Source organism: Mycobacterium sp. E3247, assembly GCF_001667785.1.
In the GTDB taxonomy this organism is placed as follows: domain Bacteria; phylum Actinomycetota; class Actinomycetes; order Mycobacteriales; family Mycobacteriaceae; genus Mycobacterium.
The window spans coordinates 48741-60165 of record NZ_LZJG01000266.1 but is presented as its reverse complement, the minus strand read 5'-3'; the positions used below and the strand labels follow the sequence as shown (position 1 = coordinate 60165).

Genomic DNA, 11425 nt, shown 5'->3' with positions numbered 1-11425 from the left:
ATGGTGGATCACGTTGCGACGGCGGCGGCCGCCGTCCACGCCGGTTTGTGTGACACGGTGCTGGTGTATCACGCGGCCTATCGTGCCGCGTGGAACACCGGCGGAGCGCTGAAGGATCCGTTTCGACGTATCGCTACGCCCGGACTCTCGGATCCCCACCCGGGGCCCGATACGGTCGCCGCGGCTGCCGGCTACACGGCGTGGGCATCGCGCTACATCTACGAATTTCACACGAAGCGGCAAGATTTCGGCATCGTTGCGCTCAACGCCCGAGCTAATGCCATGCGTAACCCGGCCGCCGCGATGCGTGAACCGATGTCGATGGACGACTACCTCAATGCCCGAATGATCCGCGACCCATTGTGCCTGTACGACATGGACGTCGCCGTCGATGGCGCCGACGCATTCATCGTGACCACCACCGAGCGCGCCCGTGACTTACCGCTGCCGCCGGTCCTCATCAATGCAGCTGTGCTGGGGCAGGTTTCGCCGAACGAGGAGGACCAGACCGCGAGCCTGCGGGCGAACGGTCAACCCGTGGTCATCGAAACCCTAAAGGCCAAGGGCGACTTCTGGATCGACGACATCGATGTCTACTTCCCGTACGACGGTTTCTCGCCGATCGCGCTGAACTGGATCGAAAACGCGGGGTGGTGCGGGCCAGGCGAGGCGGGGCCGTTCCTGCGCCGGCACTGGATGCCGGACGAGGGCCGGGTTCTCATCAATGGGCGGATTCCGGTCAACCCGCACGGCGGTTCGCTTTCAGAGGGCGCCACGCAGGGGTCCGGTCACATCCGTGAAGCCGTCCATCAGCTTCAGGGTCGGGCGGGGGAGCGGCAGGTCAACGGCGCCAAGCGTGCACTGATCACCGCGGGCGGGTTCTTCTTCAACGCTCAGGGCCTCATGCTGCACACCGGCTGACGACGAAATGGCCCGCCGACATCACGATCGGCGGGCCACCATCGTCAGGCTTTCAGCGGTCGATCCGCTCGCGAACGTCGTCGGGGATCGCGCCCGCCGTGATGTCGCCGGATGCCCCGGTATCGGTCGGGAAGATGATCGACGTGCGGGCGAATTGGCCGCCGTCGGCCGAGTGCAAGGTCTGTCCCGACATGTACTCCGACTCGTCCGATGCGAGGAAGAGCGCCACGTTCGCGTTGTCCCGCAGCGTTGGCGGGCGGTTGAGTCGAAGCGGCATCGCACGCTTGTCCGGATCCCAGGGCGACATCTCCTCGTAGGACTTTCCGAGCACCTCGGCATGCGGGGGCAACGCGAAGTTCACGGACATGCCGTGCGTCGGAGCGAACCCGATAGCCCGTATACCGAACTTCCCGAACTCAAACGCGGCGGCGCGTACCAGCCCATTCGCCGCCGCTTTTGACGCCGCGTACATGGGGAATCCCGGGTACGCGGTGAACGCCGCGGCCGAGGTGGTCGCCAGAAGCGTGCCGGTTCGGCCGTTGGCGATCATCCACTTCGCCGCGTGCTTCCAGGCGAGATAAATGCCGGTCACATTCACTGCGAAGATGTTGTTCCAGTCGACGAGTTCGGACTCGGCCAACGGCGTCATGCCGAACCCCGGCTCCGGGATCCCGGCATTGCCCCACATCACGTCCACCCGACCGAACCGTTCGACCGTCGTCGCGACGAGACGCTCCATGTCCGCCTCGACCCGCACGTCGGCGTCGATCCACACTGCCTGGCCCCCGGCGTCGATGACCTCCTGCGCCACCCGCTGTGCCCTGCCGGTTACCACGTCGCTGGTGACGATCTGCGCGCCCTCGGCCGAGAACAGCAGCGCGGCTTCGCGACCCAGTCCCGAACCCGAGCCGGTGATCGCAATTACCTTGTCTTGCAGTCGCATTGCTAATCCTCAGTAGATGAGTTCAGTGAACCGGGCTGGCGATGGTCTTGATGCGAAGGTACTCGCGGAATCCCGCGATACCGTGCTCGACGCCGTCGCCGCTGATGCCATAGCCACTGAAGGGTGCATCCGGAGCGAGGTAGAAGGAGTTGTTGATGTTCACCGTTCCGGCCTTGAGCTTGCGGGCTACCGTCCATGCGCGCTCCTCGTCGCCGGATTGCACGTATCCCGATAGGCCGTACCGTGAATTGTTGGCGATCCGCACAGCTTCATCGTCGTCGCCCTCGTAGCGGATGACGCTGAGAACCGGGCCGAAGACCTCGGTCTGCGCGATCTCGGAGTTCTCGTCGACGTCGGCCAGCACTGTCGGCTCGTACCAGAAGCCCTTGCCGTTGCGGTCGCCGCGCTTTCCGCCGCACAGCACGCGGGCACCGGCCTCGACGGCGCGGTTCACCAGACCCTCCATGCGCTCCAACTGCTCCAAGCGGATGATCGGACCCACCACAATGGCGGGGTCCTTGGGGTCGCCCCAGGGAAGGTTGCCGACCTGGGCGGTGAGGCGCTCGAGCACTTCGTCGTAGATGTCGGCGTGCACCACCAGCCTGGTCCCGAGGGCACAGCCCTGACCACTGCTGGACATGCACATCGCCACGCCCATACCGCAGGCCATGTCGAGGTTGGCGTCGGGCAGGACGATGTTCGCGGACTTGCCCCCGAGTTCCAGGACGGTGTGGCGGATACCGTTGGCGGCCCGCTCAGCGATGCGCTGGCCGACCGCGGCCGAGCCGGTGAAGTGGTACAGGTCGATACGCTGATCGGCCGTCATCGCATCCCCGACGAGGCTCTTGTCCGCGCCGCTGAGCGTGTTGATCACGCCGGCCGGGATGTCGGTGGTCTCTGCCGCGACCTTGGCGAGCAGCGCTGCGGTGAGTGGCGTGTCGGGCGCGCTCTTCAGGACGACCGTGTTACCCGTGGCCAATGCGTGGTGCATCTTCCAGATGCCGGTCATGAACGGTGCGTTCCACGGCGTGATGGCGCCGACGACTCCGTACGGCTCGTACCGCACCCGGTGGGCGCTGGGCATGCCCATCACCTCATAAGGCGGTAGATCCTCTTCCCACGGAAAGGACGTGCAGAGGTCGTTGAAGTAATCCATGCCGTCGATCCAGAAGTCGACGTGCGTGTAGATCACCGAGCTCACCACGCCGGCCTCGGCGGTCACGACGTCGCGGAGTTCCTGACTCTCCTTGCGCAGGCCGAGTTGCAGCTGCTCGAGGCAGCGCCGCCGGAACTCGTGGTTGGTCCCCCAGTCGGTTTCGTCGGCGGCTCGGCGCGCCGCGGTGATCGCGTCGTCCACGTCGTCTGCCGACGCGTCGGCAGCCGTACCGACGACGGACTCGTCGGCCGGGTTAAAGACGTCATAGCGCTCTCCCGAGCGGGCTTCCCTGAACTCTCCGTCGATGAAGAGTCGGCCCTCGTAGTCATCGGGCATCTGAGCAGTCCTTTCTATTCGGATCTACGCGGAGATCGCGTTCCACGCGGCGGAACGGATGGTCGCGCGCGTCAAGGTTCGCCGCGCTCAGGGTTACGCCTTCGGCAACTAAATCTTACGCTGTAACGTGATGTCAAGCACAGCCGTTGCAGGTCGTTTTGTCAGATAGATTGTTTAGATCAATAACGCTCCCGGCCCGGCCATGCGAGACTTCGCAGAGCCAACACGTAACCCGGAGACCAGGGAGTGCGAATATGCCAAAGACCGCAACCACGAACGCGATCCGGCATGATCTCGCCGTGGATGTGTCCGGCAGTTGCGAGATCGACCGTCGGCTGACGGTGGCGGCCACCGTGTACCTACCGCCGGCGGATTCGGTCGCCGATGGCGCCGCAGTCCTGTTCGCACTGCCGGGCGGCGGATACAGCCGCGGCTACTACGACATGCACTTTCCGGGACATCGCGGCTACTCCCAGGCCGAGCACCACGCGTCGCGTGGGCTGGTCCTGGTCGCGATCGACCACCTCGGGGTGGGGCAGAGCACCCCAGCGGTGTGTGGCGATCTGCGTGCCGAGGACATTGCCGCGGCGAACCACGCCGCGGTGAAGCGGATTGCGGAGCTACTCGAATCCGGGCACGCCGTCGCGGGATATCCGCCGTTTCGCATCGCGCGGCGCATCGGAGTCGGCCAGTCGATGGGTGGCGCAATCACGATCATCATGGCCGCTCGCCACCGCGCTTACGACGCCATAGCTGTGCTCGGCTTCAGCGCGGTACACACCGTCCTACCCTTCCCGGAGCAGTCGGTATCCGCCGAGGTCGCTGAACGGGTCGGCGACAGCCGACGCGATGCCGATCCTCACACGCAGTCCGTGGCCGACACGGCTGCGCGCATCCCGGACTTCCTCTATCCGTTCTTCTGGTCGGACATTCCCGCCGACATCTTGGAGGCCGACACCCGCCATGGCTATCCATTGCGGACCGAGGCGCCGCCGTTCGGGAGTGCCACGCTACCCAGTTGTGCTATCGCGATGCTGTCGCCGGGCTACGTCGCCGAGGATGCAGCGGTAATCGAGTGCCCTGTGTTCGTAGGCGCCGGCGAACGCGATGTCCTCCCGGCGCCGCACCAAGAGCCCGCCGCCTACGGCAACTCTTCTGATGTCACGATCTTCGTCACCCCCCGGATGGCCCACATGCACAACTTCGCGTCCACGCGGAAGATGCTGTGGGATCGGCTTGCCGCATGGAGTTTGGTCCTGGCATGACGGGACCGCCGGGCGGTTGACGCCGGGTTGACGTCTGCCGACATCCGTAGCTAAATTATTTAGATAATAAACTTGGCGCTTCGTTGCGCTTCGGGCGCGGTGAAGCGGTAATGATGGGAGCAACGTTGGGTGCGAATCAACAGCCGGTCGCGGAGGGCCTGTTCACATGGCCATCGGATGAGCCGCAGCTGATCGCCTCTGAACACGACGGCCGTTTGACATTCCCGGCCAAGCCCGGGGAGGCGCAGGTTCTGCTCAAGCGCCGTGGCACGTTATGGGGGTTCACCACCCAGCAGTTCCGGCCTCCGGCTCCCCCGTACGACGGCAACGACACGGCGGAGACATTTCAGCCTTATGCACTCGGGTACGTCGAACTGCCCGGACAGCTGCTCATCCAGGCTCGGTTCACCGAGTCCGACCCGGCGAAACTGTCCATCGGCCAGCCGATGGAACTGGTAGTCGTCCCATACACCACGCGGCCCGACGGGACCGAAGTACTGACTTACGCATTCGCTCCCGTGGAAGGGGAATGACCGTGACGGACGTGGCAATCGTCGGTGTGGGCTTACATCCGTTCGGCCGCTACGGCGACAAGCTCGCATTGGAGATGGGCGCGGAAGCGGCTAAGCTGGCCCTCGAAGATGCGGGCACCGACTGGACTCGTGTCCGAGCGGCGTACGCAGGAAGCTACGAGGTGTCCAACCCCGATGCCATCGTGAGTTGGCTTGGCCTGACGGGCATTCCCGTGCGTGGAGTGTTCAACGGGTGCGCGACCGGCGGGACGTCGCTGCAGATGGCGGAGCAGGCGATCCGGCACGGCGAGGCCGATGTCGCGATGGCGATCGGCTTCGACAAGCATCCGCGCGGAGCGTTCGCCGCCGATCCGTCGGTGGTGGGACTGCCCAGCTGGTATGGCCAGACGGGCCTGTTCCTCACCACGCACTTCTTCGGTACCAAGATCAACAAGTACATGCACGACCATGGGATCTCCGTTGAGTCGCTTGCGCGTATCGCGGCTAAGAACCTCTCCAACGGGGCGATCAATCCCCAGGCATGGCGGCGCAAGGCGATCTCCGTGGAGGAGATCCTGAATTCCCCGGTGGTGAATTACCCACTGACGCAGTACATGTATTGCAACCCCGACGAAGGTGCCGCGGCGCTGGTCCTGTGCCGTGCCGATATCGCACACGAGTTCACCCCTACCCCGGTGTACGTGCGTGCCGCGGAACTCCGTACCCGTCGCGAGGGTGCCTTCGAATTGCAGAGCCCGTCACTGCCGCTCGACTCAGTCCCGAGCCCCACGGTGGATGCGTCGCGCGCAGCATACGAGCGGGCCGGAATCGGCCCCGAGGACGTCGACGTTGCGCAGCTGCAGGACACCGACGCCGGATCGGAGCTGATTCACATGGCCGAGAACGGCTTTTGCGCCGACGGTGAGCAGGAGAAGTGGATCTCCGAGGGTGACACCGAGATCGGCGGTCGCCTGCCCGTCAACACGGATGGGGGGCTGATCGCCAACGGCGAGCCCATCGGCGCATCGGGCCTTCGCCAGGTCTACGAGATCGTGCTTCAACTCCAGGGCCGGGCCGGCCAGCGTCAGGTGCCCAACGATCCGCGGGTGGGCTACACCCACCTCTACGGCGCACCGGGCGCGTCGGCGGTGTCGATCCTGTCACGCTGATCACAACCACAGGTACATGCCGGACAAGACCAGCCACAGGACGACGCAATAGCCCTCGAACATCACACGCAGGATGAGCGGCGCTTCCCGCAGCTCCATAAAGTCGAGTCCGATGAACCGAACCTTGACTATGGCGAGGCCGAGAACCAAAATTGCAATGGCCGAGCCGGTCTCGTGTTTGGCACCGAGCATCCACGACAGAATCGTAACGAGGATGAGGGCCAGCCACACTGGCGTGGAACGGGCGCGCAGGAGTGAAAGCGGCATCGTCAGCTCACCAGGTAGAGAAGCGGGAACAGCACTATCCACAGCAGGTCGACGAGATGCCAGAAGCACGCGCCGCCTTCAACCATGGCCATTCTCTTTGTGCCGAAATCGGTCCGGCCCGCTTGCGCCAGCAAGAGCAGCAGAACGGTGATGCCGATCAAAACGTGGAACAGGTGCAATCCGGTCAGGATGAAGTAGTAAAGGTAAAAGTCGTTTTGGCCCGGTGTGTGCCCCTCGCTGACCTTCATGGTGTATTCGACCGCTTTGAGCCCGACGAACGCCAGTCCGCACATAGTCGCCCCGACCAACAGCAACCTGGCGGTGAATCTCTCCGATGAGCGGATCGCCCGGATCGCCGTCACGACGAACAGTGAGCTCGTCAACAGGACAAGCGTGTTGATCAGGCCGATGGTGGTGCTCAGGGTCTGGCGTGATTGGTCGAACGTTTCCGGCGCTCGGCTGCGTTCGTACATAAAGCTCGCGAAAGATACTCCGAACACGAGCATGTCGCCGAACAGGAAGACCCAAGTGCCTTCTTCACCCGGGATGCGACGATCACGCTTTCGGGCCGCAAGCGGCGCGACCCCGCCCGCCGTGGCGCCGGGGCCAATTGCCGTCTGGCTCACGCGGCGGGTTCCCGGGCCCGCTCTGCGGTGCGCGCCGTGCGTTCGGCGGCTTCGACATCCACTGCTTTGACGAGCATCACCGTCAAGACGACCATCCAGATAGAGAACACCGTCAACGGGATCCAGAACGCGAATATCCCGTTCCAAGCCAGCGGTCCGTTCTTGAACAGAAAGATGGCGCAGCTAGGTATCCCGAGCACCGCATACCAGATGTTGAAGTATCCGAACCAACGCGGAAAGCTTGGCACGTCGCGTTTGTCGATGAACACGGCGAAGGCAAGAATCACCACCTGGGTGATGAGCGGACCAACGAGTCCGACGAACATGAACCAGAAGATGTCATTGAGCGCCTGGGTAACGTCGGGATGGCGTCCGGGGCGGTATGCGGCGGCGACGGCAAAGATCGAACAAAGCGCGAACCCGAAAGGGAACGTCGCGCTGAGCAAGATCTGAGTGAGCGACATGACGCCCCAGTAGCCCTCGATGCGTCGAACCTGCCTTGACAGCAGCGCAAAGAAGGGCGCGAAGAGAAACGCCAGGAGGATCATCATTGTCAGGCCGATGCTGAGGCGAAGGTGGTGCTCGGAGTAGACCTTGGCGATTTGTTCGGCGCTCGCGCCGGGGTCCATTGGCGGTATCAGCCCGGCGATGCCCCAGAAAATTACGAAGAATGCTCCAAGCATGGCCAGTCCCAGCCAGGCGGCACCCTTCTCAACCTTGACATGCATCGTGATTCCTACCATGCGTGCGGGATGGGATGTTCCTCACGTTAACCGAGGCTTCGGAAACTAGTCAATCATTTAGAGATTTATGTACTGGACGTGCGGAGCCAACGGCTGCCGATCAAACCGAATGCGAAACTCACTAATCCCGTTAGCTATCCGCGGGGGCTCCGACCACATCAGGCGCGCGATTAGTGACGATCCCGCGCCCAGGTAGTGGATGTTCAGGCTCTTCTGCCAAATCGGCCGGACCGGTAACTGCGGCGTATCCACCGCTCAACGTCTAGTTGATTTAGCGATTTTAAGACCTGCATCCATTGACAGCCGCTTACCCCAACTGCGGAGCCGTGTTCATGCGGGCAGTCGGCCGCGGGGCAGCTGACCGCTTCCTCAATCCGGCTTCCCCTGCATCACGTAGCAGTGCCGCCTTACCCGCGCGCGCCGACTCTGGGGTCGTCCCCTTGGTTGTACTGCGCCAGCATCTCGACCAGCCGCCGCAGATGCTGCTGGGCTTCTTCGGCGTCTCCGCGGTCCAGTGCATTGACCAGAGCGACGTCCACCGCCCGCATTCGGGCGGCCGCGGGCGCGGGCATGCGCCGCGCGCCCGCATCGGTTGCGATCGCGAAAAGTGTTGCCAGACAGAGCTCAAGCATCGGGTTGCCCGTCATCCGGGCGATTTCGACGTGTACGTTTGGACGTCCTGCGGTCAGCGCTCCAGTCTGTTCATCCCACTGTCGGGTGCGTGTGATGACGTCCCGTAGTCCGTCGAGCGGCCGCCGGTCCATCTGCGCCACCGTCGTCAAGGCGAGTGACTCCAGTGCGATCCACGTGTCGTACAGGTGACTGAGCCGGGTGTGCCGATAGTTCAAAAACATTCGTGCCGATTCGACGACCCCCTCCGCGTCTGGCGCCACGACGACCAAGCCGCCACCCGGACCTTGGCGGCGCCGCGCCACCCCGTGGGTCTCCAAGATCCGCATCGCTTCACGCAACACATTGCGCCCGACGCCATAGTGCGCCAGCAGCTGTTCCTCGGAGCCGATCACTTCACCGACGGGCCAGCCGCGCGCGACGATGCCGTCTTCGATCGCCCTGGCCAGCCTCGCCGCTGTCAACCTCACTTAGCTGTTCTACCAGGGTGGCCGGACACAGTCCGAGTGACCGGCCGCACGCTTGACGACTGAAAAAAGGTACCTTATTGTCCTCTTTAGTGAGTGGTGCTCATCACAAACCAGGGTGCACCTGGTCCTGCGCCACAGTCTCTCTGCGACGAATTCAGCCGTCCGCCGACCATACGGAGTGAGGCATGGCCGTTCCCGAGAAGTTCACCGAAGCCTTCGAACCGCTGCATCAAGCGGCAGCGGCGGCCACTGGGCTCGATGATTTCGGCCCTCCGACCTACCACGAAGGCTTGCATCAGCTGCTGACCGCGCTCGATCAGGACGGACGTGTGGCAGGCCCCCGCCGAGAAGCTCTGTTCGGAATGCTCACCGGGGTCCTGGTCCGTCGCCTCTACACCCAGGAAGGTTGGCGCCGCAACCCCGGGTACCGAGACGTGCGGATCGAACGTCCGCTGGTGATCACTGGGATTCCACGCACCGGCACCACCGCGCTGCACAAGCTGCTGGCACTCGACCCGCAATTCCAAGGCGTCGAACGCTGGTTGGCCATTACTCCAATGCCTCGACCACCGCGCCAAAACTGGTCGCAGAAAGCCGAATTCAACGCTTGCGTTGCCGGGCTGGAGGAATTTTTGGCGGCCATGCCCGGCTTTGCCGACGCTCACGAGATGACCGCCGACAGCGTCGATGAGTGCCTCGAGGTGTTGCAGCAGGACTTTGTCAGCAACACCTTTCCCTCGCAGCTTGCGGTTCCTGCCTACCTGCACTGGTGGCGCGAAGAAAGCGAGACCACGTCCTACCAGCGCTACGCAGACGTCTTGCGACTGATCGGCCTCGACGATCAGGACCGCCGCTGGCTGCTTAAGAACCCCGGCCACATCTGGGGCATCGACGACCTGTTGGCGCTCTTCCCAGATGCGCTCGTGGTCCAGACCCACCGCGATCCGGCCAAAGCGATGCCCTCGGTGTGCCGAGTGCTGGAGATGCCGCAGTCGATGTACCTCGGCGAGAACGTCCGCCCCGAGGAGATCGGCCCCCCCGAGGTCGACAAGTGGCGGTCGGCGGTCGATCGCACCGAGCGGGCTCGGCGGCGTCACCCAGGCAACTTCCACGACGTGCGGCACGCTGACTTCCGGGCTGATCCAATCGCCACCATCGACAGCGTCTATTCCAAGCTCGGCCTGAGTTTGCCTGCAGATGTCGAGACCACTATGCGCACGTGGCTCTACGAGCAGCCGGAGGAACGTCGCCGGGGCGCCGACGCAGATCCCGCACGTTACGGACTGTCCGCTGCCGCGCTGCGTGAGCGGTTCGCCGACTACATCACCACCTACGCGCTGTAAGGAGAAACGATGAAGGCTCCCGTCTTCAATGGCGTTGGTAAACCGCTGACCATCGAAACGATGCCGGATCCGGTACCCGAGGCCGGCCGACTGGTCCTCGAGATCGGCCGGTGCGGAATCTGCGGAACGGACCTGCACATGACGTCGGGTGAGGGTGAGACGTTTCCCGAGGGCATGGTTCTCGGTCACGAGTTCGCCGGCGAAGTTGTCGCCAAAGGAGCCGACACCGACGGCTTCAACGAAGGCGATATCGTCGCGGCCCTGCCAGTGACAGGCTGCGGCAACTGCGCGAGCTGCAAGGCCGGTGACCCGGCGGTGTGTAGCGCCGGATTTATTGGATCGGCGGGCGGCTACGGTCAGTATGCGATTGCCAAGGCCACTGCCGCCATTAGGCTGCCCGCCTCGATGTCGCTGGAGGACGGTGCGCTGGTGGAGCCAATGGCCGTGGGCTTGCACGGCGCGACACTGGCGCAGCTGAGCCCGGGAGCCAAGGTGCTAGTGATCGGCGCGGGTCCGATCGGGATCGCTTCGACATACTGGGCCAAGCGCCTGGGCGCCGGCAAAATCGTGGTCGCCGCCCGGTCCAGGCGAGGCGAACCGTACGCCATCGAGATGGGCGCCGACACGTTCGCGCTGACCGACGAGAACCTCGACGCGGCTGTCACCGAAGGTCTCGGCGGCCCGCCCGACGTGATCTTCGAATGCGCAGGCGTGCCAGGAGTATTGGCCATGGCGATCAATATCGTGCGCCCCCGAGGCACTGTCATCGTGCTGGGCAACTGCATGGTGCCCGATACCATCTTCCCGGCGCAGGCCATGTTCAAGCAGGTGCGCATCCAGGGATCGAACATTTACTCCGTGGGCGAATTCCAGGTTGTCGCCGACTCGTTCGATGCGGGACACGTCGAACCACGGTCGATGATCAGTGACACCTGGAACTACGACGAGCTGCCCACCCGCTTCGAGGAGCTGCGCAGCGGCAGTGACCAGTGCAAGGTCATGGTGAATCCGTGGGCCTAGCCGACTGGGACGAGTATCTCGACC

At 63.9% G+C, this 11425-nt stretch carries 12 protein-coding genes; 6 read left to right on the top strand and 6 right to left on the bottom strand.

Annotated features, from left to right (window positions below):
- Nucleotides 1-57: 57 nt before the first annotated feature.
- Nucleotides 58-921: a thiolase family protein gene (locus tag A9X04_RS15080; protein WP_231985734.1), complete on the top strand. Its 864-nt coding sequence runs from the start codon at nucleotides 58-60 to the stop codon at nucleotides 919-921.
- 52 nt (nucleotides 922-973) lie between these two features.
- Here the strand turns inward: A9X04_RS15080 and A9X04_RS15075 are convergent, their stop codons facing one another.
- Complete coding sequence (locus tag A9X04_RS15075) at nucleotides 974-1864, bottom strand: SDR family NAD(P)-dependent oxidoreductase (RefSeq protein WP_067921681.1); 891 nt, start codon at nucleotides 1862-1864, stop codon at nucleotides 974-976.
- A gap of 22 nt (nucleotides 1865-1886) precedes the next feature.
- A complete protein-coding gene (locus A9X04_RS15070) occupies nucleotides 1887-3356 on the bottom strand; it encodes an aldehyde dehydrogenase family protein (RefSeq protein WP_067921678.1) in 1470 nt (489 codons plus the stop codon).
- A gap of 341 nt (nucleotides 3357-3697) precedes the next feature.
- Between A9X04_RS15070 and A9X04_RS15065 the strand changes: the two genes are divergently transcribed.
- The 3 genes from A9X04_RS15065 to A9X04_RS15055 all read left to right on the top strand — a co-directional run bounded on the left by A9X04_RS15065 (nucleotide 3698) and on the right by A9X04_RS15055 (nucleotide 6302).
- A complete protein-coding gene (locus A9X04_RS15065; RefSeq protein ID WP_231985733.1) occupies nucleotides 3698-4621 on the top strand; it encodes an alpha/beta hydrolase in 924 nt (307 codons plus the stop codon).
- An 83-nt stretch (nucleotides 4622-4704) separates the two neighbouring features.
- The gene (locus A9X04_RS15060) at nucleotides 4705-5154 is read left to right on the top strand and encodes a Zn-ribbon domain-containing OB-fold protein (RefSeq protein WP_369828962.1); all 450 of its coding nucleotides are present in this window, start codon (nucleotides 4705-4707) and stop codon (nucleotides 5152-5154) included.
- The gene (locus A9X04_RS15055) at nucleotides 5151-6302 is read left to right on the top strand and encodes a thiolase family protein (protein WP_067921670.1); all 1152 of its coding nucleotides are present in this window, start codon (nucleotides 5151-5153) and stop codon (nucleotides 6300-6302) included. Before A9X04_RS15060 ends, A9X04_RS15055 begins: the two co-directional genes overlap by 4 nt.
- Here A9X04_RS15055 and A9X04_RS15050 read toward each other — a convergent pair whose 3' ends face one another.
- From A9X04_RS15050 to A9X04_RS15030, 4 genes are all read right to left on the bottom strand, one after another.
- Nucleotides 6303-6569, bottom strand: coding sequence for a cytochrome C oxidase subunit IV family protein (locus A9X04_RS15050; protein ID WP_174814303.1), 267 nt, complete (start codon nucleotides 6567-6569; stop codon nucleotides 6303-6305).
- Between the two features lie 2 nt (nucleotides 6570-6571).
- Nucleotides 6572-7075 carry a cytochrome c oxidase subunit 3 gene (locus A9X04_RS15045; RefSeq protein ID WP_082962517.1) on the bottom strand — a complete coding sequence of 168 codons (504 nt, stop codon included), beginning with the start codon at nucleotides 7073-7075 and terminating at the stop codon, nucleotides 6572-6574.
- Nucleotides 7076-7191: 116 nt separating this feature from the next.
- Nucleotides 7192-7923 carry a hypothetical protein gene (locus A9X04_RS15040; RefSeq protein WP_156764362.1) on the bottom strand — a complete coding sequence of 244 codons (732 nt, stop codon included), beginning with the start codon at nucleotides 7921-7923 and terminating at the stop codon, nucleotides 7192-7194.
- Nucleotides 7924-8345: 422 nt separating this feature from the next.
- Nucleotides 8346-9038: a FadR/GntR family transcriptional regulator gene (locus tag A9X04_RS15030; protein ID WP_067921661.1), complete on the bottom strand. Its 693-nt coding sequence runs from the start codon at nucleotides 9036-9038 to the stop codon at nucleotides 8346-8348.
- A gap of 185 nt (nucleotides 9039-9223) precedes the next feature.
- Here A9X04_RS15030 and A9X04_RS15025 point away from each other — a divergent pair, with 185 nt between their 5' ends.
- Nucleotides 9224-10381, top strand: a complete 1158-nt coding sequence (locus A9X04_RS15025) for a sulfotransferase (protein ID WP_067921656.1) — start codon at nucleotides 9224-9226, stop codon at nucleotides 10379-10381.
- A 9-nt stretch (nucleotides 10382-10390) separates the two neighbouring features.
- Nucleotides 10391-11401 (top strand): alcohol dehydrogenase catalytic domain-containing protein, encoded by a 1011-nt coding sequence (locus tag A9X04_RS15020; RefSeq protein WP_067921654.1) that lies wholly within the window; start codon nucleotides 10391-10393, stop codon nucleotides 11399-11401.
- The last annotated feature ends 24 nt before the right edge of the window (nucleotides 11402-11425 follow it).

Bases quoted from the DNA above. Each gene is read 5' to 3' on its own strand.
- A9X04_RS15075 (WP_067921681.1), bottom strand. From the start codon at position 1,864: ATGCGACTGCAAGACAAGGTAATTGCGATCACCGGCTCGGGTTCGGGA.
- A9X04_RS15070 (WP_067921678.1), bottom strand. From the start codon at position 3,356: ATGCCCGATGACTACGAGGGCCGACTCTTCATCGACGGAGAGTTCAGG.
- A9X04_RS15055 (WP_067921670.1), top strand. From the start codon at position 5,151: ATGACCGTGACGGACGTGGCAATCGTCGGTGTGGGCTTACATCCGTTC.
- A9X04_RS15050 (WP_174814303.1), bottom strand. From the start codon at position 6,569: ATGCCGCTTTCACTCCTGCGCGCCCGTTCCACGCCAGTGTGGCTGGCC.
- A9X04_RS15045 (WP_082962517.1), bottom strand. From the start codon at position 7,075: ATGCTCGTGTTCGGAGTATCTTTCGCGAGCTTTATGTACGAACGCAGC.
- A9X04_RS15040 (WP_156764362.1), bottom strand. From the start codon at position 7,923: ATGCATGTCAAGGTTGAGAAGGGTGCCGCCTGGCTGGGACTGGCCATG.
- A9X04_RS15025 (WP_067921656.1), top strand. From the start codon at position 9,224: ATGGCCGTTCCCGAGAAGTTCACCGAAGCCTTCGAACCGCTGCATCAA.
- A9X04_RS15020 (WP_067921654.1), top strand. From the start codon at position 10,391: ATGAAGGCTCCCGTCTTCAATGGCGTTGGTAAACCGCTGACCATCGAA.